This window comes from Haematobacter genomosp. 1 (assembly GCF_002196855.1).
Taxonomy (GTDB): domain Bacteria; phylum Pseudomonadota; class Alphaproteobacteria; order Rhodobacterales; family Rhodobacteraceae; genus Haematobacter.
The window spans coordinates 180,456-193,240 of the sequence record NZ_NIPW01000010.1 but is presented as its reverse complement, the minus strand read 5'-3'; the positions used below and the strand labels follow the sequence as shown (position 1 = coordinate 193,240).

Annotated in this window: 13 protein-coding genes; 6 read left to right on the top strand and 7 right to left on the bottom strand. The window is 67.1% G+C overall.

Annotated features, from left to right (window positions below):
* Positions 1-122: 122 nt before the first annotated feature.
* A complete protein-coding gene (gene ligD, locus CDV49_RS07235; protein ID WP_088214874.1) occupies positions 123-2,666 on the bottom strand; it encodes a DNA ligase D in 2,544 nt (847 codons plus the stop codon).
* A 3-nt stretch (positions 2,667-2,669) separates the two neighbouring features.
* On the bottom strand, positions 2,670-3,506 hold the full coding sequence (gene ku, locus CDV49_RS07230; protein WP_088214873.1) for a non-homologous end joining protein Ku: 837 nt from the start codon (positions 3,504-3,506) through the stop codon (positions 2,670-2,672).
* A gap of 156 nt (positions 3,507-3,662) precedes the next feature.
* Here ku and CDV49_RS07225 point away from each other — a divergent pair, with 156 nt between their 5' ends.
* Together CDV49_RS07225 and CDV49_RS07220 are read left to right on the top strand one after the other, a co-directional pair.
* On the top strand, positions 3,663-5,336 hold the full coding sequence (locus tag CDV49_RS07225; protein ID WP_088214872.1) for an alpha/beta hydrolase: 1,674 nt from the start codon (positions 3,663-3,665) through the stop codon (positions 5,334-5,336).
* A gap of 74 nt (positions 5,337-5,410) precedes the next feature.
* Positions 5,411-6,454: a FliG C-terminal domain-containing protein gene (locus CDV49_RS07220; protein WP_088214871.1), complete on the top strand. Its 1,044-nt coding sequence runs from the start codon at positions 5,411-5,413 to the stop codon at positions 6,452-6,454.
* Positions 6,455-6,514: 60 nt separating this feature from the next.
* On the opposite strand, the gene CDV49_RS07215 is transcribed toward CDV49_RS07220, so the two are convergent.
* Positions 6,515-6,871, bottom strand: a complete 357-nt coding sequence (locus tag CDV49_RS07215; protein ID WP_256947265.1) for a DUF2147 domain-containing protein — start codon at positions 6,869-6,871, stop codon at positions 6,515-6,517.
* A gap of 313 nt (positions 6,872-7,184) precedes the next feature.
* On the opposite strand from CDV49_RS07215, the gene hisA reads away from it, so the two are divergent.
* A complete protein-coding gene (hisA, locus tag CDV49_RS07210) occupies positions 7,185-7,907 on the top strand; it encodes a 1-(5-phosphoribosyl)-5-[(5-phosphoribosylamino)methylideneamino]imidazole-4-carboxamide isomerase (protein WP_088214870.1) in 723 nt (240 codons plus the stop codon).
* Here the strand turns inward: hisA and CDV49_RS07205 are convergent, their stop codons facing one another.
* Positions 7,908-8,201: a YciI-like protein gene (locus CDV49_RS07205; protein WP_088215035.1), complete on the bottom strand. Its 294-nt coding sequence runs from the start codon at positions 8,199-8,201 to the stop codon at positions 7,908-7,910.
* 141 nt (positions 8,202-8,342) lie between these two features.
* On the opposite strand from CDV49_RS07205, the gene hisF reads away from it, so the two are divergent.
* The 3 genes from hisF (at position 8,343) to CDV49_RS07190 (ending at position 10,446) form a co-directional block, all read left to right on the top strand.
* On the top strand, positions 8,343-9,104 hold the full coding sequence (hisF, locus tag CDV49_RS07200; RefSeq protein WP_088214869.1) for an imidazole glycerol phosphate synthase subunit HisF: 762 nt from the start codon (positions 8,343-8,345) through the stop codon (positions 9,102-9,104).
* Positions 9,101-9,415, top strand: a complete 315-nt coding sequence (locus CDV49_RS07195; RefSeq protein ID WP_035712832.1) for a phosphoribosyl-ATP diphosphatase — start codon at positions 9,101-9,103, stop codon at positions 9,413-9,415. Before hisF ends, CDV49_RS07195 begins: the two co-directional genes overlap by 4 nt.
* Before the next feature lie 71 nt (positions 9,416-9,486).
* Entirely contained in the window at positions 9,487-10,446 is a 960-nt protein-coding gene (locus CDV49_RS07190) for an acetyl-CoA carboxylase carboxyltransferase subunit alpha (protein ID WP_088214868.1), read from the top strand.
* Positions 10,447-10,537: 91 nt separating this feature from the next.
* Here the strand turns inward: CDV49_RS07190 and CDV49_RS07185 are convergent, their stop codons facing one another.
* The 3 genes from CDV49_RS07185 to CDV49_RS07175 are packed head-to-tail and all read right to left on the bottom strand — an operon-like array spanning position 10,538 to position 12,785.
* The gene (locus CDV49_RS07185) at positions 10,538-11,143 is read right to left on the bottom strand and encodes a pyridoxamine 5'-phosphate oxidase family protein (RefSeq protein WP_088214867.1); all 606 of its coding nucleotides are present in this window, start codon (positions 11,141-11,143) and stop codon (positions 10,538-10,540) included.
* Positions 11,140-11,889 (bottom strand): lysophospholipid acyltransferase family protein, encoded by a 750-nt coding sequence (locus CDV49_RS07180; RefSeq protein ID WP_088215034.1) that lies wholly within the window; start codon positions 11,887-11,889, stop codon positions 11,140-11,142. Before CDV49_RS07180 ends, CDV49_RS07185 begins: the two co-directional genes overlap by 4 nt.
* Positions 11,889-12,785 (bottom strand): cell division protein FtsX, encoded by an 897-nt coding sequence (locus CDV49_RS07175; protein WP_088215033.1) that lies wholly within the window; start codon positions 12,783-12,785, stop codon positions 11,889-11,891. Before CDV49_RS07175 ends, CDV49_RS07180 begins: the two co-directional genes overlap by 1 nt.

The window sequence follows — 12,785 nt, the reverse complement described above, 5'->3', positions numbered from 1 at the left end:
CTTCCCGTCCTGTCGCGCTCACCCCGGCGCGAAGCGACTATAGGAGGGCGGTTTCGTTATGGAAAGCGGGTGAGCCACTCTCTCAAGACCGTGGCCGCGCTGCATCATTTCCCGCGCCCCGCCTATCTCCGTCGCGTCGGCAGTGGTTTCGCGGAGGCCCGGAACGTCTCCCACGGGTCGCTGGCAAGGTGATCTGCAATGTTCAGGACGGTGAAGTCCTGCGGGCCGATCCCGGGCAGCGCCTCCCACGGGACCGGCATTGAAACCGCAGCGCCGGGGCGCGCCCGGGTGGAATAGGGGGCAACCGCCGTCATCCCGCGCTGATTGCGCAGGTAATCGATCAGGATCCGGCCCTTGCGCCGGGCCTTGCTGATCGTCGCCACGAAATGCTCCGGCTCGTCCGCAGCCATCGCTTCCGCGAGCGATTTGGTGAAGGACTTCACGCTGGGCCACGTCGCCTTCGGGGTGAGCGGCGCGACCACGTGCAGCCCCTTGCCACCCGAGGTCTTGACGAAGGCTGCAAGCCCCGCCTCTTCCAGCCGCTCCCGCACCTTGCCCGCCGCGCTGACGATATCCGGCCAGGCGACGCCCTCGCCCGGGTCGAGGTCCATCACGATCATGTCGGGCTTTTCCCAGCTCTGCAGGGTGGAGCCCCAGGGGTGGATCTCGAGCACGGCAGACTGGACGAGCGCGATCAGCCCATCGAGATCGTCAATCGCGACAAAGGGTTCCTCCGGGTTGTTCGGATCCTTGACCTGATGGACCTGCTCCGGGATGCCGCGCCATGCGTGTTTCTGAAAGAAACTCGGCCCCTCTATGCCCTCCGGGCACCGCAGCAGCGCCAGCGCGCGGCCGGTAACGAAGGGGGCGATCCGCGGCCAGACCCGCGTGTAGTAGTCGGCCAGATCCGCCTTTGTTACACCCTCCGCCGGCCAGTACACGCGGTCGGGATGGGTGAGTTCCACGCTTGCCGGACGCTCCACGGCTTCCTCCTCCCGCAAGATGTCGCCTACAGGTTTGTCTTCGCGCAACCCGCGAAAGGCCGCGTGGCGCAGGCGCCCGTCAGATGTCCATGCCCGGAACTCGACTTCCGCGACCAGCTCGGGACGGACGTAGTGAAGCCCGCGCCGCGCGGTGGCATCCAGCCGCGCGCTGAACGGGCTGTCGTCCGTTTCCAAAGCCGTCAGACGCACCCACAGATCATGCGCCACCTCCGCCGTGAACCCTGTCCCGACCCGCCCGACATGGCGCAGCGCCCCCGCCTCCTGCACGCCCAGTGCCAGCGACCCGATGGCCTGCGGCGTGGCGGAGGATTGCGTGAACCCGCCGATCACGAACTCCTGCCGGGAGGCGCATTTGGCCTTCACCCAGTCCCGCCCCCGCCCGGACACATAGGGCGAGGCCGCGCGCTTGGAGACGATGCCCTCCAGCCTCAGCCCGCAGGCATGCTCGAGCACATCGGCACCGTCGTTGTCGAAATGCGCGCTGAACCGAACCGGGCCTTCCCGGGGGACCAGCCGCTCCAGCGCCGCCTTCCTCTCCACCAGCGGCAGGGCGCGCAGACCATACCCATCCAGATGCAGAAGATCGAAGGCGTAATAGACGAACCTGTCCGCGCGCCCGCCGGACAGATCGGCCTGCAACGCACCGAAATCGGAGGCGCCGGAGGCCTTCTCCACCACCAGTTCCCCGTCGATCATCGCGGCGGTCACGGCCAGCGCCTCCAACGCCCCGGTCAGCGGCCCCGAGAACCGCTCCGTCCAGTCCAGCCCGCTCCGAGTCAGAAGGCGCACCTTGCCCTTCTCCAGACGGGCCAGCAGGCGGTAGCCGTCGAACTTGATCTCGTGCAGCCAGTCGCCGCCCGCGGGGGGATGCGCCACAAGCGTGGCGAGCATGGGCTCGATGAAATCCGGCAGCTTTTCCTTCCGGCCCGGCTTCTTTCCGGCCCGGCTGCCCCCGCCCTTACGTTCGGTGGGCCCCGGACGATCGGTCGTGCTTTCCGGCTTTCTCTGTCGAGTCTGCGCCGCGCGGGACACGAGCGGCGCGGTTTTGCCAACCTTGGTGCGCTCCTGTACCGTCGCCTTGGAAGCCTTCGCGGCGCTGCCGAGACCCTTGCCCACCTCCTCCACCGTCCGACCGCTCGCGACGGAACGAGGCGCCTCTTTCAGGATGTCGCCCGCCTCCCGCGCGTCGCCGTCCTCCGCCTTGATGAGCAGCCAGTTGATCCGCTTCTCGCCCCGGCGCGGTTTCATGCGGATCAGATGCCAGCGGCCATGCAGCTTCTCGCCCTCCAGCTCGAACTCCAGATGGCCCTTCTTCAAACCGGCGTGCGGGTCGAAATCCGGCCGCCAGCGCCCCTTGTCCCAGACGATAACGCTGCCACCGCCGTATTGCCCTTTGGGGATCGTGCCCTCGAACGTCGCGTAGTCGAGCGGATGGTCCTCCACCTCGACAGCCAACCGCTTCTCCGCGGGATCGAGGCTCGGCCCGCGCGTCACGGCCCAGCTTTTCAGCACGCCGTCCAGCTCCAGCCGCAGGTCGTAATGCAGCCGCCGCGCATCGTGTTTCTGGATGACGTAAAGCCCGCCCTCGCCCGCTGCAGTCTTCCCCTGCGGTTCGGCGGTGCGGGTGAAATCCCGCTTGGCGTTGTAGGTCTCCAGCGCCATGGGTCAGGCGCTCTTTTTCTGCGAAGGCTTCTTTGCTGCCTTCCTGGCAGAAGCTTTCGGCCCGGGTTTCCCGCCCGCGCTGAGCCGGAGCGCTTCCATCAGGTTGACCACCTTCTCCTCCTTCCGGGGTTTGGGCTTGGGCAGGGCGCGGCCTGCGATCTTTGCCTGCACCAACTCCGCGAGAGCGGCGTCGTAATGGTCCTCGAACTCCTCTGGCTGGAAGTCACCGCGCTTGGTGTCGATGATGTGTTTGGCAAGGTCGAGCATCTCGCCGCCGATGTCATAATCACCAATTCTATCAAAAGCATCCGAGGCACTTCTCACCTCATAGTCGAACTTAAGCGTATGCGCGACAAGGCCTCCGTCATGCGCCCGGATCAGCAGGGCCCGCTCCTTGCGGAACAGCACCGCGTCAGCAATCGCCGCCGCCGACTCCCGCACAAGGCCGGCATGGATAAGCGCATAGGCCGCGCGCGCCCCGCTATCGGCCGGCGTGAGGTAATACGGCTTGTCGAAATACTCCGTCTCTATCTCGTCACAGGCCAGAAACCCGGAGACATCGAGCGTCTTGTCCGACTTCGGAACCGCGCTCGCGACCTCCTCGGGGTCGAGGAGGATGTACCGGTTCTCCTCCGTGCGATATCCCTTGACCTGATCCTCCCGCGGGACGGGCTTGCCGGTTTCCTCATCCACCATTTCCCGGCGCACCCGGTCACCGGTCTTGCGGTTGATGATGTGGAAGGACACGCGCTCCGCAGTGGAGGCTGCGGCATGGAGCGCCACGGGACACACCAGCTCATCTATCTTGAGAAAGCCCTTCCAAAGCGCGCGCGGTGCCATCGGCCTCTCCCCGGCGGGAAACGATGCCGTTCAACGCAGCGACGGCCGCGTTCGTTCCCCTCGGCGTTCGGCGTTCGGCGAAAGCACCTTTTCCGCCGCTTGCCCGAAGCGCCCCTGACCCGCTACACTGTGCAGAACAGCACTCAGCGGGCGACCATGCGCAGGCATATCTCTCAGTTCGCCCTCAGTTTCTCCGGTCTCGGTGTGCTGCTGGGTACGTTGTTTCTTGCGGCCTCCTTCGCTCCCAGCCTCATTCCCCGCAATCCTGTCTTTCAGGGGGTGCTGACAGGCATGTCGGCAGCGCTCGGATACGGGATCGGCGTGTTCCTCCGCTGGCTCTGGGATTATCTGGAGCTTCCGACGAACCGGACCGGCTGGGACGTGCTCGCACTGAAGATCGCGGCAAGCGTCGCCTGCGGCGGTATCGCGCTGTTCTTCCTGTGGAACGCTTCCGAATGGCAGAACTCCATCCGCGTGCTCATGGGGCTGTCACCGGTGGAGACATCGCGGCCCTACACGGTGGGCTGCATCGCGCTGGCGATCTTTCTCATCCTCGTGCTCATCGCGCGGCTTTTCGCGCTGATGATCCGCTGGGTGGCGGGTTACCTCAGCAGCCATGTGCCGAGGCGGGTGTCCAACATCCTGGCGCTGGTGCTGGTCTCCGCGATGTTCTGGATGATCGGCAATGGCGTGCTGGTCAGTCAGGCGGTCGGCGCGCTGGACGCCTCCTACCGGCAGTTCGACACGCTGGTGGAAGACGGGATCCGCGCGCCGGAAGAACCGGGCAAGACCGGGAGCCCCGCCTCTCTCATCGAGTGGAAGACACTGGGCCGTGCGGGGCGCGAGGTCGTCACATCGCCGCCCGTGCAAAGCGATATCGCGGCGTTCACGGGCCGTCCGGCGCTCGAACCGCTTCGCGTCTATGTCGGTGTCGCCTCAGCCGAGACGGTGCGGGAGCGGGCGCAGCTCGCCCTGGAGGAGCTGATCCGCGTCGGCGGCTTCACGCGCTCCGTGCTGGTCATCGCAACGCCGACGGGCACCGGCTGGCTGGACCCGGCTAGCCAGCGGGCGCTGGAGTATCTCGAAAACGGCGATGTCGCGACGGTCACCGTGCAGTATTCGCACCTCCCGAGCTGGCTCGCGCTGCTTGTGGACCCGGATATCGGCGACGAAACCGCGCGCGCCGTGTTCGACCTGATCTACGACTACTGGCACCGCCTGCCCCGCGACGCCCGGCCGCGGCTGTATCTCCACGGGCTGAGCCTCGGCGCACTGAACTCCGACCTGTCGGCCAACCTGCTCACGGTGATCGACGATCCGTTTCAGGGCGCGTTCTGGACCGGTCCGCCCTTCCCGACCCCGACATGGCGGCAGATGACCAACGACCGCAACCCCGGCAGTCCCGCCTGGCTGCCCGAGGTACGGGACGGCTCGCTCGTGCGGTTCACCAACCAGAAGAACCATCTGAACGAGGCGACGGCGCCATGGGGGCTGATTCGCATCATCTATCTGCAATACGCGTCCGATCCGATCACTTTCTTCAGCCCCTCCTATGCCTATACCTCCCCCGAATGGCTGGGGGATCGGGGGCCGGATGTATCGCCGCAACTTCGGTGGTACCCGATAGTCACGTTCCTGCAACTCGTGCTGGACATGATGACGGCCACCACAACGCCAATGGGTTACGGGCATGTCTTCGCGCCGGAACATTACGTGGATGGCTGGGTCGCGCTGACGGAGCCGCCCGGCTGGACTGTACCGGAAATCGACAGGCTCAAGCGGAAACTGGCGGCGGAACTGCGCAACAAACCTGTTCCGGCCGGACCGTGACGATCCGCGCGGCCCGCTAATCGGGCGTTAACCCGCGGGTGGCAGAGTGGACTTTCCAGACTGTAGGAGAATCGATGTCCGCCGCCGCCCTCGCCATTTCTCCCGTCCAACCCGCCCCCGCGCGCAAGATCCTGTCCGGCCCACAGAAAGCCGCGATCATGGTGCGCCTCCTGCTGGCCGAGGGGGCGGAGGTGCCCCTTTCCAGCCTGCCCGTCGGGATGCAGGAATCCCTCACAAGGGAGCTTGCGCGGCTCCGGCTTGTGGACAGGGAGACGCTGGTTTCGGTGATCGAGGAATTCGTGGCGGAGCTGGAGGCGGTGGGACTCGCCTTTCCGGGTGGGCTGGAGGGGGCCCTGAACCTGCTTTCCGATCAACTCAGCACGCCCGCCATCACGCGCCTCCGCCGCCTCGCGCGTACGGGAGAGGTGAACGACCCTTGGGATCTCGTGCTCGCGCAGGCGGACGAGCCGCTGCTCGCACTGCTGGAGCGCGAAAGCGCGGAGGTCGGCGCGGTGCTCATCTCCAAGCTTCCCACCGGGCGGGCCGCCACCCTGCTCGGCAAGCTGCCGGGTGATCGCGCGCGGCGGCTGGCCTATTCCATGTCACTGACCGGGGGCATCGCGCCGGAGATGGTTGCCCGCATCGGCGCCACCCTCGCCGCCCCGATCGAAGCGCAAGCCCGCGCCGCCTTCGACGAAGGTCCGGTGGAGCGGATCGGGGCCATCCTGAACTCCTCCGCGAACGAGACGCGGGAAGATGTGCTGAAAGGGCTGGAGGAGGAGGATGCGGAACTGGCCGGGCGAGTCAGGCGCGCGATCTTCACCTATGCCGACATTCCCGAGCGCATCGAACCGCGCGATGTCGCCCGTATTGTCCGGGGCGTGGACCAGACCGACCTTCTCCTCGCCCTCGCGGGAACGCGTGGGCCGGAAAGCGCGAGTTCCGCCTTCATTCTCAAGAACATATCCCAGCGCCTTGCTTCGGGGCTGACGGAAGAGATCGCGCTCTTGCCGGAGAGCGCGCTGAAACAAACCGAAAAGGCTCAGAATGCCGTGGTCACACGCATCCGCGACCTGATTTCATCGGGGGAGCTGGCCCTTCGCAGCATGGATGGCTGACGAACGCGTGTCACAGACAAAGCGGGACGGGGCTTCCCGTGCGTCAGCCTCTCCGGCTGTTCACTTCGCCCGCGACCAGACCTGACTGCGGCAGAGGATGAGCACGCAGCCCGAAACGGTCAGCTTGTCTTCCGCCATGCTCATCTTGGACGCATAGGTCTTGCCACGATCCGGGGCAAAGATCTGACCGTTTTCATAGCGGCCACCGCCCGCCGGCTGCATGTCCCAGACGATCCGCTTTCCGATCCGGTCGGAGGGCACCGATTTACCATCCGCCCCGAACGCGGCGGTCAGCGTGCCGCAGAGCCGGTCGCCGCAGGGCGCGATTTCCACCCGCCCATAATGGCCGTTATCGTCCGGCTGGGTGAGCCACGCCCCCTGCACGGGATCCGCGGCGAAGGCCGCGCCGCCTGTCATCGCCCCGCCTGTCATCACGGACAAGCCGATGACGGCAAGGCCGGCCCGCCAGCCAGCCCGACAAGCTTTGCCGGCCGGTGATGCCTCCGGCGCCCCGCTCCTGTCGGCCGTTTCCCCCGACCTCCGGCTCCAACGCGATTTTTCCATGATGATCCTCCCTCTCCTCCGGCGGATGCTGCCATGACGCCACAGCCGCGCAAGTCTGGACGTAGGGTCAAGGGGGTGAGGCCGTTTCGGGGCCGCGGCCTTCGCCCCTTCCCGTCGGGGTGGCTTCCGGCTATCAGGCGGGCGAAGTTTCTCGAAAGGGGCGCAGATGATCCTTTATCCGGCGATCGACCTCAAGGACGGCCAATGTGTGCGCCTTTACAAGGGTGCCATGGAGCAGGCGACGGTCTTTTCCGACGATCCGGCCGCACAGGCGCGCGCCTTCGTGGCCGCAGGGTGCGAATGGCTGCATCTGGTCGATCTGAACGGCGCCTTTGCGGGCCATCCGGTCAACGCCGAGGCGGTGGAGGCGATTCTGGCGGCGGTTGACGTTCCCGCGCAGCTCGGGGGTGGAATCCGCGACATGGCCACCATCGAGCGCTGGCTGGATCGCGGGCTGGCGCGGGTGATCCTCGGGACGGTGGCAGTGGAGAAGCCGGAGCTTGTGCGGGAGGCGGCTCGCGCCTTTCCGGGCAAGGTTGCCGTGGGGATCGACGCGCGCGGCGGCCGGGTTGCAACCCGTGGCTGGGCGGAGGAGACGGAGGTGCAGGCCACCGACCTCGCCCGCTCGTTTGAGGATGCGGGCGTGGCTGCGATCATCTACACCGATATCGACCGCGACGGGGCCATGCAGGGGCCGAACGTCGCCGCCACCGCCGCGCTGGCGCTGGCGGTGTCGATCCCGGTGATCGCTTCGGGCGGGGTTTCCTCCCTCGCGGATCTCGTCGCCCTGAAAGGATCCGGGGCGCCGCTGAATGGCGCAATCTCCGGCCGTGCGCTTTACGACGGCGCCATTGATCTTGGCGAGGCGCTGGCGGTCCTCAAGGACTGATCAGAGGGGCGTCATCGCCCCTTCCCCCACGACGGTCGTCCATTGGCGGACGGTCCAGCCCCTCACCAGACCGCCGGTCACATAGGGGTCGGCCCGCGCGAACCTCTCGACGACCTCCCGCGAGGGCGCGCGGAAGATGATGACCGCACCCGGCGGTTCATCGGCAAAGGCGCCCCCCAGAGCCAGCTCTCCCCGCGCCACGGCCGCGCGCGCATGGGCCAGATGATCTGCCCGCAGCGCCTCCCTGCGCTCCAGATAATCGTTCACGTAATCATAGATCAAAAGCCAGTGCATCATCTGCTCCCTTTGCCGGGCAGCATCGCAAGGTCCGAGGCCCTTCGCAACCGGCCCTATCGATGTTGACGGTCATGCCCGGCAGAGCCCATTGGCCCGGACGCCGCTTTGCGCTAAGACGCGCGGGGAAGGATTTTCAGCATGCTCAAGACCCGCATCATCCCCTGTCTGGACGTGGCCGACGGTCGCGTGGTGAAAGGCGTCAACTTCGTCGATCTGGTGGATGCAGGCGATCCCGTCGCCGCGGCGGAAGCCTACGACGCCGCCGGGGCGGATGAGCTGTGCTTTCTCGACATCCACGCGACGCATGAGAACCGCGGCACGATGTATGACCTCGTGACCCGCACGGCGGAGCGCTGCTTCATGCCGCTGACGGTGGGCGGCGGCGTGCGGACGCCTGCGGATGTGCGCGCGCTGTTGCTGGCGGGCGCGGACAAGGTGTCCTTCAACTCCGCCGCAGTGGCCGACCCGGATGTCGTGGCCCGCGCGGCAGACCATTTCGGCAGCCAGTGCATCGTGGTCGCCATCGACGCCAAGACGGTCGAGCCCGGTCGCTGGGAGATCTTCACCCATGGCGGTCGCAAGTCCACGGGGATCGACGCCGTGGAGTTTGCCTGCACGGTGGCCGAGCGCGGGGCGGGCGAGATCCTTCTCACCTCGATGGACCGGGACGGCACGCGCGCAGGCTTCAACCTCCCGCTCACCCGTGCCGTGGCGGATGCGGTCTCCATCCCCGTGATCGCCTCCGGCGGCGTCGGCACGCTGGACCATCTGGTGGAAGGCGTGACGGAGGGCCATGCCTCTGCCGTGCTCGCCGCTTCCATCTTCCATTTCGGCACCTACACGATCCGCGAGGCCAAGGAGCACATGGCCGCCGCCGGTATTCCGATGAGGCTCGCATGACCGCGCTCGAACGTCTGGCCGCCACGGTGGAGGCCCGCAAGGGCGCGGATCCCGAAAGCTCGTGGACGGCAAAGCTGCTTTCCCGCGGGCCGGAGAAATGCGCCGAGAAATTCGGCGAGGAGGCGGTGGAGGCCATCATCGAGGCCGTGCGGGGTGACCGGGAGCGGCTCGCGTCGGAGGCGGCGGACGTGCTCTATCACATGCTCGTCATGCTGACCGCGCGCGATGTGCCTCTCTCCGCCGTCATGGCAGAACTGGAGCGGCGCGAAGGCACCTCCGGCATCGCCGAGAAGGCCGCCCGCCCCCGGTAGGAGAAGGGGCGGAAAGTTGCATTCGGCCCGACCTCGGTCCATATAGCCGTCAAACCCAAGCGGAGCACAGGATGACCTATCTCGAATTCGAAAAGCCTCTGGCCGAGATCGAGGGCAAGGCGGAGGAACTTCGGAACATGGCGCGCGCCAACCCGGAGACGAATGTCGAGAAGGAGGCCGCCGCCCTCGACAAGAAGGCCGAGACGCTGCTGCGCGATCTCTACAAGGGGCTGACGCCTTGGCAGAAATGTCTCGTCGCACGCCACCCGGACCGGCCGCATTGCAAGGACTATATCGAGGCCCTGTTCAGCGACTGGATGCCGCTCGCCGGTGACCGCGGCTTCGCGGACGATCACGCGGTGATGGGCGGGCTCGCGCGGTTCAACGACCGCCCGGTGGTCGTGATCGGTCAGGAAAAGGGGCATGACACCTCCACCCGGATCGACCGCAACTTCGGCATGGCGCGGCCCGAAGGGTATCGCAAGGCGATCCGGCTGATGGATCTGGCCGACCGGTTCCGGCTGCCGGTGGTGGCGCTGGTGGATACGCCCGGCGCCTATCCCGGCAAGGGGGCGGAGGAACGCGGACAGGCGGAGGCCATCGCGCGGTCCACGGAAAGGTGTCTCAAGATCGGCGTGCCGCTGGTCTGCGTGGTGATCGGCGAGGGTGGCTCGGGCGGCGCTGTGGCCTTTGCCACGGCGAACCGGCTCGCCATGCTGGAGCACTCCGTCTATTCGGTGATCTCGCCGGAAGGCTGCGCCTCCATCCTGTGGAAGGATGCGGAGAAGATGCGCGAGGCGGCGGAGGCCCTGCGGCTGACCGCACAGGATCTCCACAAGCTCGGCGTCATCGACCGCATCGTGAAGGAGCCGCTCGGCGGCGCACAACGTGACCCGGCAGCGGCGATCGACGGTGTGGGCAAGGCCATCGCGGCGATGCTGGGCGAGCTTGACGGCATGGGTCGCGAGGATCTGATCCGGGAGCGGCGGCGGAAGTTCCTCGACATGGGCTCAAAGAGCCTCGCTGCCTGAACGGAACGGGTTCAGGCGCGCGGTCTGAAACCAAAAGCACGGCACAGGCATGTTCGACGCGGCCATATGCGCGGACATGCCCGGTCTCCGGTCACCACATCGTTTTTGCCGCGCGCTCCGGCCATGTCCGGTCATATTCCGGCCCGCCCACCTGCCCGGCGGTCGCGGCGACGAGCATCTCTCCCGGCGTGGGCAGGCCAGCCGCCTCATCCCCTGCCGTCCACAGGCGGGACCGCATGATCGCCCGCGCGCACTGGAAGTAGACTTCCTGCGTCTCGATGATCAGGACGCTGCGCGGCAGCACGCCCTTTCGCGCGAAACTCTCGCGAAGATCGTCGTCCGCCGTGACAGCGCCAAGCCCGTTCACGCGAAGGACGTTGTTGGAGCCCGGCACCATGAACAGCAGGGAGAGGCGCGGATCGCGCACGACGTTCCGCAGCGTGTCGATCCGGTCATTGCCCTTCCAGTCCGGCAGGAAGAGCGTCCTGTCGTCGGCGATCCTGACCACCGACCCGTCGTCGCCGCGCGGAGAGCAGTCCGTGCCCTCCGGCCCGACCGTCGCCACCAGGCAGAAACGCGATGCCTCCACCCAGCGGCGATACTCCGGCGTCAGGCCTGGCGTGACCTTGCGGGCGGCGGCGGGCGCAGGCATGCCGTAGAGCGCTTCCAGCGCCGTGATATCGGTGATGGTTTTCATGTCAGCGTCTCCCGCACCGGGAAACCTGCCTCCCGCATCAGCGCATCGGAAGCGGTTTCGACCCTCCGCTCCAGTGTTTCCAGAAAGGCGTGATGTTCAAGGCCGGGCGCGATGCGCGGCAGAAATTCCAGCACAGCGTGACCCGGACGCCTGAGCACCCCATGCCGCGGCCAGAACACGCCGACATTCGTCGCCGCGGGAACGCAATCCTCTCCCAGTTCCAGATAGAGCGCGGCGGCGCCCCCCTTGTAGCGCTCTGTCGCGCCGGGAGCGACGCGGGTGCCCTGCGGGAAGATGATGAGCTGCCCCGGCATGGACCGCCCCGCCGCCACCTGGGCGACCATCTGGCGCAGCGCCTTACCCCGCTTGGCGCGATCAACTGCAACACAGCCGATGCGCTTGGCATAGAAGCCGACGATGGGGGCCCGGAGCAGTTCCTTCTTCATCACGAACTTCGGCCGCGGCACGGCGGAGACGATCAGGATGATATCGAAGAACGACTGATGCTTGGAGGCGATGAGAACCTCATCCTCCGGCACATCGCCCCGGATTTCGGAGGACAGCCCGACGATCCAGCGCGCCGACCAGCGGACCCAGCGACAATAGGTCCGGCAGGCGGTATAGGCGACCTCCCGCCGCAGCAGGACCGCGGGCGCGAACACCACCGCGATCACCGCCATCATCACGTACATCTGCGCGATGAACACGACCGAGAGGAGATACTGGAGAGGCAGGAACCGCCGCATCATTGGAAGCCGCGCAATGTCCTCAAGGCCGCCGTCCGGGTCGCGGCAAGCGCAACCGCGGCTGCGGCCAGCGGAACGAGCACCGGCCAGAGCCACCCAGCGCCATGGAAGCCCAGCCCTTTCAGCACCGCATCTTCCCCCGAGGGCAGCAGCGCCAGCGCGAGCAGTGCAATCACGGTGCCCACCGCCGCGCCGCCGAGCGCCCGAAAGGTAAAGCGCCGCACGAAAGCCTGCGCGATATAGCTGTCCCGCGCGCCCACCAGCCGGAGCACGCGGATCGTCTGCGCATTGGCCGAAAGCGCAGCGCCCACGGCCAGCGCGATCATCGCCGCCGTCGTCGCGCCGATCACCAGCACGGAGGCGACACCCAGAAGACGCAGCCGGTTCGCGGCCGAAACAAGCGGTGCGCGCCAGCGGCTGTGGTCGTCCACCACCGCGCCCGGCACTTCGGCACTCAACCGGAGGCGAAGCGCATCGATGTCGAAACCGCTGACGGTGCGGGCCTCGATGAGCTGAGGGATCGGCAGCTCCTCCACGGGGAGATCGGGACCGAACCACGGCTCCAGCAGGGCACGCGCCTCATCCGCCGAAAGCGCGCGCGCGCCAGACACGGCCGGAGTGGAGGCAAGAACGGAAAGCGCGGTCTCCGTCTGGCGGGCCATCTCCTCCTCCGGGGCGGAGATACGGAGCGTGATCGACCCGTCAAGCGCGGAGGACCAGTCCGCGGCGATGCGCCCCGCTGCAGTGGACAGCGCCAGTGCAAAGACGGCGAGGAAAGCCATGGCCGCAGCGGTGAACAGCGTGAGCTTCGCCGCATTGCCGGAGGGCGGCACCACCCGGTCGGACGCGCCGTCCGGCTGGAGAAGGGCGAGGAGGGAGGAAAGATAGGCGGTCAA

What these genes read in the sequence shown, in the direction of transcription:
- CDV49_RS07180 (WP_088215034.1), bottom strand. Translation starts at nt 11,889, where the DNA reads ATGCGGCGGTTCCTGCCTCTCCAGTATCTCCTCTCGGTCGTGTTCATC.
- CDV49_RS07220 (WP_088214871.1), top strand. Translation starts at nt 5,411, where the DNA reads ATGTCCGCCGCCGCCCTCGCCATTTCTCCCGTCCAACCCGCCCCCGCG.
- hisA (WP_088214870.1), top strand. Translation starts at nt 7,185, where the DNA reads ATGATCCTTTATCCGGCGATCGACCTCAAGGACGGCCAATGTGTGCGC.
- CDV49_RS07215 (WP_256947265.1), bottom strand. Translation starts at nt 6,871, where the DNA reads ATGACAGGCGGCGCGGCCTTCGCCGCGGATCCCGTGCAGGGGGCGTGG.
- CDV49_RS07185 (WP_088214867.1), bottom strand. Translation starts at nt 11,143, where the DNA reads ATGAAAACCATCACCGATATCACGGCGCTGGAAGCGCTCTACGGCATG.
- ku (WP_088214873.1), bottom strand. Translation starts at nt 3,506, where the DNA reads ATGGCACCGCGCGCGCTTTGGAAGGGCTTTCTCAAGATAGATGAGCTG.
- ligD (WP_088214874.1), bottom strand. Translation starts at nt 2,666, where the DNA reads ATGGCGCTGGAGACCTACAACGCCAAGCGGGATTTCACCCGCACCGCC.
- CDV49_RS07190 (WP_088214868.1), top strand. Translation starts at nt 9,487, where the DNA reads ATGACCTATCTCGAATTCGAAAAGCCTCTGGCCGAGATCGAGGGCAAG.
- CDV49_RS07225 (WP_088214872.1), top strand. Translation starts at nt 3,663, where the DNA reads ATGCGCAGGCATATCTCTCAGTTCGCCCTCAGTTTCTCCGGTCTCGGT.
- CDV49_RS07205 (WP_088215035.1), bottom strand. Translation starts at nt 8,201, where the DNA reads ATGCACTGGCTTTTGATCTATGATTACGTGAACGATTATCTGGAGCGC.
- hisF (WP_088214869.1), top strand. Translation starts at nt 8,343, where the DNA reads ATGCTCAAGACCCGCATCATCCCCTGTCTGGACGTGGCCGACGGTCGC.
- CDV49_RS07195 (WP_035712832.1), top strand. Translation starts at nt 9,101, where the DNA reads ATGACCGCGCTCGAACGTCTGGCCGCCACGGTGGAGGCCCGCAAGGGC.